This is a genomic window from Polaribacter sp. R2A056_3_33, from assembly GCF_019278485.1.
Lineage (GTDB): Bacteria > Bacteroidota > Bacteroidia > Flavobacteriales > Flavobacteriaceae > Polaribacter.
In genome coordinates this window covers 1,809,833-1,826,167 of record NZ_CP058984.1, presented here as the reverse complement: position 1 = coordinate 1,826,167, position 16,335 = coordinate 1,809,833, and the positions used below count along the sequence as shown (strand labels likewise).

Sequence of the window (16,335 nt, the reverse complement as noted above, 5' to 3'; positions counted from 1 at the left end):
ATGAATGAATATAGATATTCATTAGATAAAAGTAGTAAGAAAAATATTTGTCCTAACTGTAATAAAAATACATTTGTTTATTATGTAGATACAGTTAAGGGCGAATATTTGCCTACTGATTTTGGCAGATGTGATAGGGAGCAAAACTGTAAATATCACAAAGCACCACCAAAAGGAAAAAAGGCTTTTTTAATTGTTTTTTGCACGGTAAAAAAGATAAGTGAAAAAGCATATAAATTAGTCGATGTAAACGGTACTATTTCGATTGTTCCAAAGTCGCAAATATTAGAACTAAATTTAAAAAGTTGTTATATTACTGAATGGTATTTAAAAACCTCTACTATTCAATATTTAAACAATGAAAGCAAGTATTTTAATACAGAAAACACCGCTTTTATAAATGATAAAGTACAAGTTAAACCTGAAGTAACAAAAGAACCTACTTATCATAATTTAGAAATATTAGACACTTTGTATAATGATACACCTACAAAGGACAACTTAACAGAATATTTAAGTACGATTTTTACACCTGATGAGGTTTTTAAAGCTACTCAAAATTATTTTATTTCAGGTAATAATCATTATTGGAATAATTCAACCTTATTTTGGCAAATAGATAACAAAGAACAAATTCACGCTTGTAAAATAATGCTATACAACAACCTTACAGGCAAAAGAGTAAAAGAACCTTACAATTGCATCAATTGGCTACATAACGCCCTAAAAGAGCATAATTTCAATCTTAAACAATGCTTATTTGGTTTACATCTTATTAATACAGATTATCAAAAAGAAATTGCAATTGTAGAGAGTGAAAAAACAGCTATAATTATGAGTATATTTTTACCTCAATTTATTTGGATTGCAACAGGAAGCAAATCAAATTTTAAAATTGAATTATTACAACCACTTAAAAAAAGAAAATGTATTGCGTTTCCTGATAAAGGCGAATTTGATAATTGGAATACTAAAGCAACAGATTTAAACCAAAAAGGTTTTAAAATAGCAGTTAGTAATATTTTAGAAAAAACAAGTTCTAAAAACGGTTTTGATCTGGCTGATTATTATTTAAACAATTAATATTCTTTTAATATTCCACTATCCGTATTGCGCGTAAGATTTTTTTTGAACTCGCGCGCGCGTATTGTTTTAATTATTCAGTATTTTAAAGATTCTTATGTATTGTTTTTGAATCAATAAAAGGCTTTATTCATTTTGATTATTCAAGTTTTATCAAAAAACCTAACATTTACTAACATTACAGAAGATAATAACAATAATTTACATTTTAAAGATGTATGAAATGTACCAAATGTAGGTTTAAAAACAATCTTTTTTTTTACTAAATAATTACAATACAATAGAAAGTATTATAAAAGTAAATATCAAAAAACAGACTACAAATAATTTTGTACTAAATGGTTCTTTTGAATCAGGATAAAAAACCTCGAATATATCTTCAATTATTTTTTTCATATCAATAAACAAAACTACCAATTATCTTTCTTTGTATTTTTTAATTCTAATAAATTAATAAAATCAGAATTAAGCCTTTGCAAGGTTTCTTTAGACTTTTTATTTTTCCTAAGTTCAAAATGATTATTTCTAACTGCCAAACTCTCTAATTCCATAGGGTCATCAAATGTAATTCCCCCAAAATCCATACTTACTGGTTTAAATTTAACATTAGATATTGTAACTCTATATTTATTCGGTTTAATTTCAATTTTCACAAAACAATTGAATTCTTTTTGCACAGCTAAAGACAAGCCTTTTGTATTAGATATACTTAAAAAATTAGAATACCCACTAAATGTAAAATCTTTATATTTTAAATTATTCAAAAAACTATTTTGGGATATAAATCCACTTAATATTGTAAATATTGAATCCTTAGATACTTTATTATCATAAATTTTTTGCCAAACTAATTTTTTATTTTCTTGAAGTTTAAAATTCTCATACTCAATTTTAGAGTTTTGAGAACTTAAATTTACTACTTGAATCAATAACAATAGTGTAATAAGTGTTTTTTTCATAGTTTTTTATCTCAAAGATAAAGAAGTATCACTCTACGTTAACAAAAAACATACATTTAAAACAATCCTTTGTTACTAATAAAAAAGAAAAAAACAAGTTTATAAAGACCAACAATACAAAAATCGTACAAATGTTAAACTAAAAAAACCTTAACTCACTATTAAATAGCTTGTTAAGGTTTTTTATTGAGGTGTCTAGCGGATTCGAACCGCTGTACATGGTTTTGCAAACCATTGCCTAGCCACTCGGCCAAGACACCTTTTATCTTAAAGCAAGATGTAAATCTATTTTTAAGGATTGCAAATTTACGCAATTTTACAAAGATTACAAGCATTTTTTTTAATTAATACTCAAAACAAATAATTTTTAAGATTTTAAAACAAGTTATCCTCTTTTTATCTGCGTAAAATTTATCTTTTTTCTGTAAGAATAATTACTACTTCTTCTACGTTTCCACCAATTGGCGGATTAATCTTAGCTACAGAAACCTTCGCTTTTTTTACTCTAGAAATTTCTTTAAATATTCTATCTAAGATTCTCTGCGCCACTTCTTCTAACAGTTTAGAACGAATAGCCATTTCTTCTTTTACAATAAGGTTTAAGTGCACATAATCTACCGTATCTGCCAATTCATCTGTTCTAGATGATTTTTTTAAATTCGCCTTAATTTCTAAATCTACAGTGTATTCAGATCCTATTTTTGCTTCTTCGTCTAAACATCCATGAAAAGCATAGAGTTTAATGTTGTTTACTTGTATTATTCCCATTTTGTAATTTAAAAGAACAAATATAGCGTTATTAACCGATTTTTATAGACTTTCTACTACTTGTGTTAGTGATTGAAACGGCAGCTTTTTTATAGTTTTTTTTTGGAAACTATAAAAAACTACAGTGTAAAGCACGACCCGCAGGGAAACACCCAAAAAAAGATCTGAAAAATGAGTTATTTTACGTAATTTTGGAGCTTAATTTTGTACCGAAACAGATGTCTGAAGAGAAAAAATCGCTCAATTTTTTAGAGCATATTATTGAAGAGGATTTAACAAACGGAATGCCAAAAGAAAATTTACGTTTTCGTTTTCCGCCAGAACCAAATGGCTATTTACATATTGGTCACACAAAAGCAATCGGAATTAGTTTCGGTTTGGGTGAGACTTATAATGCACCTGTAAATTTGCGTTTTGATGATACAAATCCAGCAAAAGAAGAGCAAGAATATGTAGATGCAATTAAGAAAGATATTTCTTGGTTGGGCTATTCTTGGGCAAATGAGTGTTATTCATCAGACTATTTTCAGCAATTGTTCGATTGGGCATTTTTGTTGATAAAAGATGGAAAAGCATATGTAGATTCTCAATCTTCGGAAGATATGAGAGCGCAAAAAGGTACACCAACTCAGGTTGGGACTAATAGTCCTTTTAGAAATCGTTCTGTTGAAGAAAACTTGGAATTATTCCAAGGAATGAAGGATGGAAAATTTAAGGAAGGTGAACATACTTTGCGTGCAAAAATTGACATGGAAAACCCAAATATGTTAATGCGTGATCCTTTAATGTATAGAATTATGTACAAAGATCACCATAGGACTGGTTCTGATTGGTGCATTTACCCAATGTACGATTGGACGCATGGTGAGAGTGATTATATTGAGCAAATTTCGCATTCTTTGTGTTCTTTAGAGTTTAAACCTCACAGAGAATTGTACAATTGGTTTAGAGATAATGTGTACGATTTTAGCAAATCTGAATTCCCAAATCCGCCAAAACAACGTGAGTTTTCTCGTTTAAATTTGAGTTATACCATAATGAGTAAACGTAAATTGTTAACTTTGGTTGAACAAGGAATTGTTGCTGGTTGGGACGACCCTAGAATGCCTACAATTTCTGGTTTAAGAAGACGTGGTTATACTCCGGAATCTATAAAAAGTTTTATTGAGACTGTTGGTGTTTCTAAACGTGAAAACGTAATTGACGTAGCTCTTTTAGAGTTTAAAATTCGTGAGGATTTAAATAAAACTGCCAAGAGAGTTATGGGAGTTTTAGATCCTGTTAAAGTGGTAATTACAAATTATCCTGAAGGAAAAGAAGAAATGTTAGACGCCAACTATAACGACTATGAAGATGGTTTTGGTAGCAGAGAGGTTCCTTTTTCTAGAGAGATTTATATAGAACGTGAAGATTTTAGAGAGGAAGCAAATAAAAAATTCTTCCGTTTAAAATTAGGGAAAGAGGTCCGTTTAAAAAATGCTTATTTTATTACAGCGACTAGTTGTACTAAAGATGCTGATGGAAATATTACTGAAATACAATGTACGTATGATCCGTTAACAAAATCTGGAATGGATACCGAAGAAAGCAAACGTAAAGTAAAAGGTACTTTGCATTGGGTTTCTGTAAAACATGCTGCAAAAGTAGAAGTAAGAGCCTATGACAGATTATTTTTAGATGAAGCGCCAGATAGCCATAAAGACAAAGATTTTATGGAGTTTATTAACCCAAATTCTTTAGAAGTAATTACTGCTTTTGTAGAACCTAGTTTAAAAACGGCTACCATTGGAGAACGTTTCCAGTTTCAGCGAATGGGATATTTTAATGTTGATAATGACACAACCAAAGACAATTTAATTTTTAATAAAATTGTTGGATTGAGAGATTCTTGGGGAGGGAAATAAGTAGGCAGTATTCAGTAGCAGCTATCACTGTTGTGTTTTAAAATAGAATGTTCATTTAAAATTTATAATGATGAAAAAATTAATTGTTTTAAGTTTATTAATATTCGCTTCTTGCACCAGCAAGAAGGAAGTGAAACATGTTGCAGAAATTTCTTGTGGTCAATGTCAGCTTAATTTAGATTCTGAAGCAGGTTGTAGTTTAGCCGTTAGATTTGATGATAAAGCCTATTTTGTTGATGGTTTTGACATTGATGATTTTGGTGATGCACATGACGAAAACATTGGCTTCTGTAACGCAATTAGAAAAGCAGAAATTACTGGTGTTGTAGAGAATGGACGCTTTTTTGCAAGTGATATTAAACTGGTTGAGTAAAAGAACCAAGATATTTAGAATTAAGACGTAAAAACAGATTTCTGCTTTCGCAGGAATGACAATAAATAAAAAATCCGATGAAATAATTTTCATCGGATTTTTTTGTCAATCTGAATTTATTTCAGACTCTTATGATTATTGAAGTTACGCAAGTTCAGCATGACAAATTTGTTTTTAAGACAATTTGTTTTTATACTGCCTACTGAAGACTGAATACTAACCTAAGGTGCAGGATTCGGTATTAATTTGTGAACTGCTTCAATTTCAGTTAAAATTTCTTCTGATAAATCAATATTTATACTTCCAATATTTTCTTTTAACTGACTCATTTTAGATGCACCAATAATATTACCCGTTACAAATGGCAATTGATTTATATAAGCCAAAGACAACTCCGTTAAACTCAATTTGTTTTTTAACGCAATCTCTTCATACTTTAAAACCGCTTGCTCAGAAGCACCTGTTTGATATCGAGTAATATAATTAGGATATATAATTCCTCTTGCATCTGCAGGTTTTTGTCCTCTTAAATATTTACCAGTTAATACACCTTGTGCCAAAGGAGAATAGGCTAATAAACCTATATTTTCTCTCATAGACACTTCAGACATTCCGTATTCATAACTTCTATGTATTAATGAATATGAATTCTGAATCGTTGCCATTCTTGGTAAATTCAATTCCTTAGCAGCTTGTAAATACTGCATGGTTCCCCAAGGAGTTTCATTAGACAAACCAATTTGTCTTATTTTTCCTTGTTTTATTAAGGCATCTAAAGTTTCTAAAATCTCTACATGATTTTCTGCCTCTTCATTTGATGTTTTATAAGGATAATCTCTCGTACCAAAACAATTAACCCCTCTTTCTGGCCAATGCAACTGATACAAATCTACATAGTCTGTTTGCAGTCTTTTAAGACTACCTTCTACGGCCTCAATAATTGCTTCTTTAGCCAATCCGTTTTTTCTAATATGTGCCGTATATGGACCAGGACCTGCAATTTTACTTGCTAAAACAACTTTATCTCTGTTTCCTGTTTTTTTAAACCAGTTTCCAATAATAGTTTCTGTGGTTCCATACGTTTCTGGCGTTGCAGGAACAGCATATAGTTCTGCGGTATCAAAAAAATTTACACCTTGCTCTAAAGCATAATCCATTTGTTCAAAACCTTCTTCTTGCGTGTTTTGTTTCCCCCAAGTCATGGTTCCTAAACAAATCTTAGAAACTTTAATATCTGTATTTGGTAATTTTGTGTATTTCATATATAAATGAAGTGTAATTGTGTAAATATTTAATCGTGTAACTGTACAAAAACTTACTGCGAAATTATAATATATTCTTATATAAAACAATAAGCGTGTAATTTTACAATTACACGCTTATTAATAAATTTATATTTTAATACGAAACTTAGACAAGCTCAGTTTGATATCTTAAATGTTAATTAAAAATAGAATTATCTATTAAACCATTATTTTAAGATAGCCTCAATTCCTGGTAATGTTTTACCTTCTAACATTTCTAACATTGCACCACCACCAGTAGAAACATAACTTACTTTATCTGCAAAACCAAATTGTTTAACAGCAGCAACAGAGTCTCCTCCACCAACTAAAGAAAACGCTCCGTTTTTGGTTGCTTTGTCAATAGAATGACCTAATGCAATTGTTCCGCCTGCAAAAGATTCCATTTCAAAAACACCTAAAGGTCCGTTCCATAAAATAGTTTTACACTTATTTACAACTGTATCAAAAATCTCTCTAGATTTTGGTCCAGCATCTACTCCTTCCCAACCATCAGGAATTGCATCAATATCTAAAGTTTGTGTATTAGCATCGTTAGAAAAATCATCAGCAGCAATAACATCTACAGGTATATGAACTTCTACTCCTTTTTCTTTTGCTTGCTTTAAAATATCTAAAGCTAATTCCATTTTATCATCTTCACAGATAGAGTTTCCAATCTTTCCTCCTTGTGCTTTAATAAAAGTAAAACTCATTCCACCACCAATAATTAAGTGATCTACTTTGTCTAAAATATTTTCAATAACAGTAATTTTAGAAGATACTTTTGCACCACCTAAAATTGCTAAAACTGGTTTTTCAGAATTGTTTAATACTTTATCTATACTTTCTATTTCTCTTGCTAATAAGTTTCCAAAACATTTGTTTTCTGGAAAAAATTGTGCAATAATTGTTGTTGATGCATGTGCTCTGTGTGCAGTACCAAAAGCATCGTTTACATAAACATCACCTAATTTAGATAATTTTTCTGCAAAAGCAACATCTCCTTTTTTCTCTTCTTCGTAGAAACGTAAGTTTTCTAATAACAAGATTTCTCCAGATTGTAAATTTGCAACAGCTTCTTCTACTTTATCTCCAATACAGTCTGCAACAAACTTTACTTTAACTCCTAAAATTTCAGTAGCTTTTTCTACAATGTGACCTAAAGAAAATTCATCTTGAAATCCTTTTGGACGCCCTAAATGTGACATTAAAATACAGCTTCCTTCTTGCTCTAAAATATCTATAATTGTAGATTTTGCAGCTTGAATTCTAGTAGCATCTGTTACTTCAAATTTATCATTTAAAGGCACGTTAAAATCTACACGAATTAACGCCTTCTTATTCTTGAAATTAAAATCTTTTAATGTTTTCATCTTTTATTAATGTATTTTCAACAAAAATACCGAATTATTTAAACTTTTAGAAATGTTAAACCTTAAATTTAATACAACGTTTGCGAAGCCGAATACTGTGCTTTTCAAATATTTAATCTTTAAAAAGATTGCCTTCTAAAATTAATGGATTAATGCCAAACAAATTTTATATTTGCCCATGCTTTTCAACCAAATTATCGGACAAGAACACATTAAAAAACACTTAAAAGTATCTGCTGAAAACGGCAGAATACCACATGCTCAATTATTTGTAGGGAAAGAAGGTAGCGGAACTTTGCCAATGGCAATTGCGTACGCACAGTTTTTATTGTGTAATTTTTCTGATAACGCTGATGTCTGCAACTTAAAATGCGACAAATTACAGCATCCAGATTTACATTTCACCTACCCAGTTACTTCCAATGATAACGTAAAAAAACATCCTGTTAGTAGTTTGTTTTTAGAAGATTGGAGAAGTTTTATAGAAACACAAGCTTACGGAAGTTTATTTAATTGGCTGCAACATATTGGTGTAGAAAACAAACAAGGAATTATTGGAGTTGATGAAGCAGAAGAAGTGGTAAAAAAACTTCGTCTTAAAAGTTACGAAGGTGGCTTTAAAGTGATGATTATTTGGATGGCAGAAAAAATGAATATTGCTGCCGCCAATAAATTGCTAAAATTAATTGAAGAGCCACCTGAAAAAACGGTCTTTATTTTAATTACAGAAAACGAAGGTCAGATTATAAACACCATAAAATCTCGCTGTCAGGCATTACATTTTCCTGTTTTAAGTGAGCAAGATATTTCTAATGCGCTAGTTGAAAAGCATCAAGTTTCAGAAAATAATGCTACTAAAATTGCACATCAAGCAGAAGGAAATTTCAACAAAGCATTGCAACTGTTACAAAACGATTCTAGCGATCTTGTTTTTGAAGAATGGTTTATTGCATGGATTAGAACTGCTTTTAAAGCGAAAGGAAATGCTGCCGTTGTGCAACAATTAATTGAATGGTCGGACACCATTGCCAAAACCGGACGTGAAACTCAAAAACGTTTTTTAGACTATTGTTTGCAATTTTTTAGACAAGCAATGTTGCTAAATTATAAATCGGATCACTTGGTTTTTATGGAATCTAAAACCGGATTCAATCTTTCTAAATTTGCACCTTTTGTTCATTCTGGCAATATTTTAGACATCGAAAAAGAACTAAATGATGCCATGTACCACATAGAAAGAAACGGAAATCCAAAGATTATTTTGTTAGATTTATCCATGAAATTGACTCGTTTTTTACACAAAAAAGAAGAAACGGTTTAGAAGCTATTCACTAATTCCGTTTAAAATTCTTTTTGCAACAAACAAATCTGCAATAGTTGGATTTTCTGGACAACTTTTTATTTTTATAAATTCATCACCAGCTTTTACAAAACCTGTTTGTAGAACTTTAAAATAAACCCCACAAAAAGTAGTCTTCCAAAACTTTTTTACAATTTTCATATTGTTAAAACGAACACCTAATTTATAACAAGGATCTCTTTGCACAGTTGCTTCTAAAATAGTCTCACCAACTTTGAACGTATCTCCTTGATGTATTTTAGTTTCATCTAAATCATCAATCGTTAAATTTTCTCCGAAGATTCCCATTTCAAAATCTACTTTCGGAAAAATAGCATTCCAATATTCATAATGTTTTAGAGAATATCCGTAAACTGCTTGCAAAACTCCACCATGATTTTCTCTATCGCAAATAGCATCTCCTTTTACATCTTCGATATCTAAAAAGATAGGTTTATCTACAGAGTATTTAAAAATTCCCGTAGTAACCAAAGTACCTTTATAGTCTATTTCTTTTCGTTCCCCAATATTTGTTGAAATGATTTTCATTCTTAAATATAAAATCTTATAGATTATTTTTAAAATTTCTCTAATGCTCTTTTTGTAAATTCAGATAAAACCAATTCACCAGAAACAGCAGCTCTTTCGGCTAATAAATCAGTCCAATTTTCAGTTCCTTGCCACAGTGCTTTCTTCATTTCTGATAAAGCTACAGGATTGTAGGAAGCCAATTTTTCTGATAACAATTCTACTTCTTTCTCTAATTCTTTTTGAGAATCAAAAACCCTAGCATACAAGCCTTTTTCTTTTGCCCAATACGCGTTTTTCCAACTAGTTGCATCTAACGTTAATTCTGCCGTTCCTGCAACACTAATTTTACGTGTTACAGCGGGTTCAATTACAAAAGGACCAATTCCTATGGTAAATTCAGATAATTTTATGGATGCACTTTCAGTTGCCAAGACATAATCGCAAGCAGCAGCTAAACCAACTCCACCACCAACAGTTTTTCCTTGAACACTCCCAATAATTAATTTACCACAAGTTCTCATGGCATTTATTACGTTTGCAAAACCAGAAAAGAATTGTTTACCTTCTTCTAAATTAGAAATAGCGACTAACTCATCAAAAGAAGCGCCAGCACAAAATGCTTTTTCGCCTTCAGACTTTAAAATAATAACAGAAACGTCTTCATTATTACCTACTGAAAGTAATTCTTTACTTAACCTCCCTAATAATTCACTCGGAAAAGAATTGCTTGCAGGATGCCCAAATTCTATAGTTGCAATTTTATTTTGAATACTCGTAAATAAACTTCCGTTTTGTCTTGTAGTGCTCATAAAATGTATCTTTTTGTAAAAATAGTGGATTTTATTTTGAATGTCTTTTTAAAATGAGACTATTTAGTATTCAGAAGTTCAATCAAAGAAATTAAAAATGAGATTCTTCAATCGCCAAAAAGCTAATTTCGGAATGACACGTAAAAATTATTCGTTGATTACTAATGATATAAATTTAGATCTAAACCTAATAATTAAAGGCAATCCTCTTGCAATCATCCAAAGTGTAAAGGCAATCCAAATTGCAATTAATTTTAAATCAAAATAATCAAAAATCAATAATGTGGGTATAAAAACCAATGCAGTAGAAAGAAGTAAGAGGTTTCTTAAATATTTCATTTCTCCCATTCCTTTAAACATTCCATCAAAAATAAAAGTGATGGCATTTATAGGTTGCATTAATAAAACAATCCAAAAAACATTGTAAAACTGTTCTAAAACAGCAGGTTCTTTCGTAAAAATTTGTCCGATGAAATTGTAAAAAATAAAACCAATCAGACCAATAAGCACCCCTATTGCCAAACCATATTTTAAAAGTTTATTACTTAGTTCTACTAAAGAAGTAAAATCTTTTGCTCCTAAAAATTTTCCAGATAATATATTTCCTGCACTAGCATACCCATCTACCATAAAAGCACCTAACAACCAAATATTAACACCAATTGTATAGGCAGCAATGTATTCTTTACCATAATCTGTGGCATATGAAGTAGCAAAGTATAAAGCGGTATTTAGGGCAATAGTTCTTACAAAAAGATTTCCTATCATTCCTAACAAACGCGGCACTTCATTATGAAAAGGCAAACTAATTCTTAAGGATATAGACGTTTTTTTCAGCAACATAACTAAGGCAATAATAGCCATTGTAATTTGGGCAATAATACTTGCATATGCAGCACCTTCTATATTCATAGCTGGTATATAGCCTTCAATTCCGTATACTAGAATAATGTCTAAAAAAACATTTAACAAAGCCCCTATAATTGCAATAATCATTGGATAATAAGTGTTTTGTAAACCTCTAAAAACACCAAATACAGCAAATACAAAAAGTGAAAATGGGAATCCGAAAATTCGTATTTTAAAATAGGTAACACAATACTCTAAAACAGTTCCGGATGCATTATAAAATTCAAAAATTTGTTTTGCAAACGGATATGAAATTGCCAATATAATTAAACTTCCAAAAACTACAATGGCAATTGCTTGCGCTGGTAATCCTTTTACTTCATCTAATTTGTTGGCGCCAACATATTGCGAAAGAATAGAAGAAATGGCACTTCTGATTTGTCCGAAAACCCAAATTAACATAGAAATGAATGCGCCTACAATTCCCACAGCGGCCAAACTTTCTGTTGCATTTTCAGAGATGTTACCAATAATTGCTGTGTCTGTAATAGATAATAATGGTTCTGCTATACCTGCAATTAAAGCAGGAATTGCTAACTTATTAATCTTCTTTAAAGTAATAGTTGTGCTCAAAAAATTATTTTTTACAAAGGTAATTACATTTGCGTTAAGGATTGCAGTGAAAAGCCCACAGTGAGGTACGAACGAGGACTTGTAACGGAAAGCCTGACCCTTGTGGTAACGCCCAAAAAATTATTTTAATATTTTAAATCTGCGGGTTCAATAAAACCTATATCTAAGGTATACATCTCTTTAATATATGCTTTTATCTCAACAATAAATTCTTCTAATTTATCTTCGGTGATTTCTACATCTGCCTTTCTATAGTTCGATGAAAAATTAATGGATAAAAAACCACTATTTAAGTTCTTAAAAGAATAAATACCACCTTCTAAAGGTTTCTTAAAATCGTAATTTTTACTTTTAGTGTACAAATAAGCATATAGTAGTACCTGAATGGCTTTGTGTTGCTCTTTTTCTCTTAGTTTTTCGAATTCTACCACGCGTAAATCGGAGCTACTAACCATGCCCGTTTTATAATCAATAATGCGCAAAACACCATTGAGCTCATCCACTCGATCTACTTGACCGTGAATTTTAATAGGAAAATCGATTCCTTCAATTTCTATTTCTGCGGATAAATTTTCTTCAGTTGCAAGAATCTTTAATTGATTGTTTTTATCTTTTAATAATTCTTTTTCTTGTGCTAAGAAATTATTGACAAATCGGTTGGCTACTTCAAAAATTAAACGATTTCTACCTGTAGAAATATCGCCGTTTTTAAAAGCTTCTTTAAAATGCTTAACCACTAAATCTTTCGACTTCTTGTTCATTGAATCGATGTCTTCCGCTTGTAAAAACTTATTTACAAAGGGCGTATACAATTCATCCAAAGTTTCGTGAACAACAGTACCTAATGTATTATAGGCAACAGTTTCTTCTACATCTTCAAACTCTTTAAGTTTTATTATTTTTTGTTTATAAAACGAAATCGGATTGTATAAATAATTGGTTAATGCAGATGGAGAAATTCCTTTTTCAGCCAATTCTTGCAGCTTTTCTAAAACAGTTTCATCCTTTTTAATTTCTTTCAATTCCACTTTTTGATTCACTACTTTTGGAGCAACCGTTTTTTGAATTACATCTGTTCGCATCATTTCTAATTGCGTAACAAATCTACTTTTTTCTCCACTTCCTAAAACGTCGTGTTCTGTATTATAAATGATAAAAACGTTTTTTGCTCTTTGCATTAATCTAAAAAAGTGATATGAGTAAATAGCATCTTTTTCTCTATAGGTTGGCAGGCCAAACTCTACTTTAACATCAAAAGGAATAAAAGAATTTTGCTGACTACTAGCTGGTAAAACTCCTTCGTTTATAGAAACTAAAATGATGTTTTCGAAATCTAAAACACGGGTTTCTAACATTCCCATTAACTGCAAACCTCTTAATGGTTCTCCTTGAAATGATAAACTTTCCGAAGAAATTAATTGTCTAAAAAACAGTGCTAATGTTTTTAAATCTGGAAAATATTTAAACTCATTTTGCAATGTTTTTAACTGCGTAAATGTGGTGTAAAATCGAAATAAATATTCTTTTTCTAAATCGCTAACATCTTCTTTTAGGTAGTTTATTAAGTTTAAAATTCTGTCTATAAATTCATCTACGGAAGCGTAAGTACTAAATATTGAAACCAACACTTGTTTTAATACTACTTCTGAATTTTCTAATAATTTATGAATATCATCCTGGTTGATAAACGTCTGATTATGTTTTGCTATATTGTCTGAAAAGGGATCTATTTCGGGAATTAACCTGTAAATAGATTGGTGCTTTAAAAACCGAATTACATCTTTATAATAAAACTCATTCACAATAGATTTCTGCAATTTATCTTGAGAGATAAATAGTTGAAATATAGATAATAGCAAGTTTGTTGTAGGCACATCTTTTAACGGATATCCCATGGTAATGTTAATAGCATTGATGTTTTTAGGCAAAGAATTTAAAGTGATTGGCAACAATGTTTCATCTGCTAACACCAAAGCGGTATTTTTAAAATCTGTAATTTTCTCTAAAATCTCACCTGCATATTTAATTTGAGTAGTATTTTTAGAAGCACCAATAACTTCAATATTTTTAGGCGCAGAAAAGGTTTCTCCTAAGGATTTTATATCATTTTTCTCATAATATCTCCACTCTTTCTTATACCTTCTAATAAATTTACCTGCTTGATGATTCGATTTAAAAAAAGCTTCATCAATATCCCAATAAATTTCTGAGTTTCCACCTTCTAAAACTTTCTGAAATAACAATTCCTCTGCAGCATTTAAAGCATTAAAACCAATGAAAAAGAATTTTTTATTTACATTATCTTCTAGAAAGTAATCTATTTTATTACAAGATTCTCTATAAATTAAACCTTGATACCCTATATTATTTTCTTTTAAAAATTGGTAAAATGCATTATAGTACGTGTTAAGTTTTTCTAGAAACAAATAATGATCCTTCATTAATTCAGTTTCTTTAAACTCTCCCTCTACAGACCATTTTTTTAAACGCTGAATATCTCTTAAATAATGAAAGATATCTTTTGTTTCTATTAAATGTTGATCTATCTCGTTAAAATCTTGAATAACTGTAAAAGCCCAAGATGCAAAGACATCAAAAGTTACCGGTTCCTTCTCTATCCCCTTATAAATAGTGTAAAAGTGAAATAATAATTGAATGCTATCTGCTTTTTCTATTCCTGAAATTTTATTGATAAACTGCTCAACATTTATAATTTCTGGTAAAAAACCAACGGTAATTTTATTTTTAAAGGTTTGTTTTACAAATACTTTTGCCCTTTGAGAGGGTAGTACAAAAATGACATCTTCAAAAGATTTTGTTGTTTTTAAAATAGTCTCTATTGTAGTAGAAATAAAAGATTGCATAGCTTTTTTTTGGATTTCTAAATTACAAAAACTTACTTTTATACATCTTTAAACATTAAATTATTTTTTGATGCAAAATGAATTAAACATTGTTGGTGTTCAAGCTGATTTAATTTGGGAAAATCCAGAAAGAAATCTTGCCTTTTTTGAAGAAAAAATTATTCGACTTTCTAAAAATACAGATCTTGTGGTATTGCCAGAAATGTTCACTACAGGTTTTACCATGAAACCAGAAAACGTTGCTGAAAAAATGGACGGAAAGTCCGTTTCGTGGATGTTAAAAATGGCGAAAGAAAAGAATCTTGCTATTTGTGGAAGTTTAGTGATTTCAGAAAAAGGAAACTTTTACAATCGTTTGGTATTTGTACTTCCATCCGGAAAAATAGAGATATATGATAAAAAACATTCATTTACTTTAGCTGGGGAAGATAAAGTATATACATCTGGCTCGGAAAAATTAATTGTAAATTACAAAGGATGGAAAATATGCCCATTAATTTGTTATGATTTACGATTCCCAGTTTGGGCTAGAAATACCGAAAATTACGACCTTTTAATTTTTATGGCAAATTGGCCAACTATTCGAATTAAAGCTTGGAAAACACTTTTAAAAGCACGTGCAATAGAAAACATGAGTTATGTTATTGGCGTAAATAGAACCGGAAAGGACGCCAATAATTATCAATACACAGGAAACTCTTTATTGATTGATTATTTAGGTGAGGAATCTTCTAATTTAAAAAAGAATGAAGTTGGAATTATAAAAGCTACTTTATTCAAAGATAAACAAACTAGAAGTCGAGAAAAATTGGGCTTTTTAATTGATATGGATGCGTTTAAAATTGAACAATAGAAGTTCAACCAAATAACTAAAATAGGCTTAATTCAATGTAGAAATGAGATTTCTTAAATCTTATAAAAAATTATTATATCAATCATTTAGTAATTAATCCTTTTATAACTACATAGTACACCATAATTTTGTAAATGATTTAGGGCGTGCCCATTTTAAAAAACAAAATTTATAATAGGTAACATATTGCGTAAAAATGGTCAGGCTATACACTACAAGTCCTCGCTCGTACCTCACTGTGGGCTTTACACTACTATCCTTCACGCAAAAAAGAATATAATTCAGAAATAAGACTGCAGTTCTAAAGAATAAACCAAACATAGTCATACTGAACTTGTTTAAACATCTCAAGTCACTTAAATTAATCTATCTAAGAATAGAAAATAACAAGGATTAAAATTTCGCTAGTGCTCCTTTGTAACGAGTACATGCAACCCCATAACAAACCTTTGAGTTTATTACAAAAAAAAACCTCAATTCATAAGAATTGAGGTTTAGGATCTTGAATATTCAAGATTAAAGAAAGGCGGCGACCTACTCTCCCACATAAATGCAGTACCATCGGCGCGATTGGGCTTAACTTCTCTGTTCGAGATGGGAAGAGGTGAGCCCCAATGCTATAACCACCCTAAAATTTTCAGCTAAATAATTTTAACTGTATAAGTTAACATATGGTAAAATAATATCTAAATCGTCTAATAAATAAAGAGG

Annotated in this window: 13 protein-coding genes, 1 tRNA gene and 1 rRNA gene; 5 read left to right on the top strand and 10 right to left on the bottom strand. The window is 30.3% G+C overall.

Going from position 1 to position 16,335, the window contains the following annotated elements:
- On the top strand, window positions 1–1,083 hold the full coding sequence (locus H0I29_RS07755; RefSeq protein WP_218754986.1) for a DUF6371 domain-containing protein: 1,083 nt from the start codon (window positions 1–3) through the stop codon (window positions 1,081–1,083).
- A gap of 410 nt (window positions 1,084–1,493) precedes the next feature.
- Here H0I29_RS07755 and H0I29_RS07750 read toward each other — a convergent pair whose 3' ends face one another.
- The 3 genes from H0I29_RS07750 to folB form a co-directional block, all read right to left on the bottom strand.
- The gene (locus tag H0I29_RS07750; RefSeq protein ID WP_218754985.1) at window positions 1,494–2,042 is read right to left on the bottom strand and encodes a hypothetical protein; all 549 of its coding nucleotides are present in this window, start codon (window positions 2,040–2,042) and stop codon (window positions 1,494–1,496) included.
- Window positions 2,043–2,231: 189 nt separating this feature from the next.
- Window positions 2,232–2,302 (bottom strand) — tRNA-Cys (locus H0I29_RS07745).
- 151 nt (window positions 2,303–2,453) lie between these two features.
- Window positions 2,454–2,810: a dihydroneopterin aldolase gene (folB, locus tag H0I29_RS07740; RefSeq protein ID WP_218754984.1), complete on the bottom strand. Its 357-nt coding sequence runs from the start codon at window positions 2,808–2,810 to the stop codon at window positions 2,454–2,456.
- A gap of 218 nt (window positions 2,811–3,028) precedes the next feature.
- Between folB and H0I29_RS07735 the strand changes: the two genes are divergently transcribed.
- Both H0I29_RS07735 and H0I29_RS07730 read left to right on the top strand, forming a co-directional pair.
- The gene (locus H0I29_RS07735) at window positions 3,029–4,714 is read left to right on the top strand and encodes a glutamine--tRNA ligase/YqeY domain fusion protein (RefSeq protein WP_218754983.1); all 1,686 of its coding nucleotides are present in this window, start codon (window positions 3,029–3,031) and stop codon (window positions 4,712–4,714) included.
- A gap of 67 nt (window positions 4,715–4,781) precedes the next feature.
- A complete protein-coding gene (locus H0I29_RS07730; protein WP_254712720.1) occupies window positions 4,782–5,087 on the top strand; it encodes a DUF6370 family protein in 306 nt (101 codons plus the stop codon).
- A 221-nt stretch (window positions 5,088–5,308) separates the two neighbouring features.
- On the opposite strand, the gene H0I29_RS07725 is transcribed toward H0I29_RS07730, so the two are convergent.
- Together H0I29_RS07725 and pgk are read right to left on the bottom strand one after the other, a co-directional pair.
- Window positions 5,309–6,349 (bottom strand): aldo/keto reductase, encoded by a 1,041-nt coding sequence (locus tag H0I29_RS07725; protein WP_218754982.1) that lies wholly within the window; start codon window positions 6,347–6,349, stop codon window positions 5,309–5,311.
- Window positions 6,350–6,558: 209 nt separating this feature from the next.
- A complete protein-coding gene (gene pgk / locus H0I29_RS07720; protein ID WP_218754981.1) occupies window positions 6,559–7,746 on the bottom strand; it encodes a phosphoglycerate kinase in 1,188 nt (395 codons plus the stop codon).
- Between the two features lie 178 nt (window positions 7,747–7,924).
- Between pgk and H0I29_RS07715 the strand changes: the two genes are divergently transcribed.
- A complete protein-coding gene (locus tag H0I29_RS07715) occupies window positions 7,925–9,067 on the top strand; it encodes a DNA polymerase III subunit delta' (RefSeq protein WP_218754980.1) in 1,143 nt (380 codons plus the stop codon).
- 3 nt (window positions 9,068–9,070) lie between these two features.
- Here the strand turns inward: H0I29_RS07715 and H0I29_RS07710 are convergent, their stop codons facing one another.
- The 4 genes from H0I29_RS07710 to H0I29_RS07695 all read right to left on the bottom strand — a co-directional run bounded on the left by H0I29_RS07710 (window position 9,071) and on the right by H0I29_RS07695 (window position 14,771).
- Window positions 9,071–9,634 carry an MOSC domain-containing protein gene (locus tag H0I29_RS07710; RefSeq protein WP_218754979.1) on the bottom strand — a complete coding sequence of 188 codons (564 nt, stop codon included), beginning with the start codon at window positions 9,632–9,634 and terminating at the stop codon, window positions 9,071–9,073.
- A 29-nt stretch (window positions 9,635–9,663) separates the two neighbouring features.
- On the bottom strand, window positions 9,664–10,425 hold the full coding sequence (locus H0I29_RS07705; protein WP_218754978.1) for an enoyl-CoA hydratase/isomerase family protein: 762 nt from the start codon (window positions 10,423–10,425) through the stop codon (window positions 9,664–9,666).
- A 147-nt stretch (window positions 10,426–10,572) separates the two neighbouring features.
- Window positions 10,573–11,907: an MATE family efflux transporter gene (locus H0I29_RS07700; RefSeq protein ID WP_218754977.1), complete on the bottom strand. Its 1,335-nt coding sequence runs from the start codon at window positions 11,905–11,907 to the stop codon at window positions 10,573–10,575.
- A gap of 125 nt (window positions 11,908–12,032) precedes the next feature.
- Window positions 12,033–14,771: a PD-(D/E)XK nuclease family protein gene (locus H0I29_RS07695; RefSeq protein WP_218754976.1), complete on the bottom strand. Its 2,739-nt coding sequence runs from the start codon at window positions 14,769–14,771 to the stop codon at window positions 12,033–12,035.
- A 70-nt stretch (window positions 14,772–14,841) separates the two neighbouring features.
- On the opposite strand from H0I29_RS07695, the gene H0I29_RS07690 reads away from it, so the two are divergent.
- Window positions 14,842–15,624 carry a nitrilase family protein gene (locus H0I29_RS07690; RefSeq protein ID WP_218754975.1) on the top strand — a complete coding sequence of 261 codons (783 nt, stop codon included), beginning with the start codon at window positions 14,842–14,844 and terminating at the stop codon, window positions 15,622–15,624.
- Window positions 15,625–16,145: 521 nt separating this feature from the next.
- Here the strand turns inward: H0I29_RS07690 and rrf are convergent.
- A 5S ribosomal RNA gene (gene rrf / locus H0I29_RS07685) occupies window positions 16,146–16,255 on the bottom strand.
- Between the last annotated feature and the right edge of the window lie 80 nt (window positions 16,256–16,335).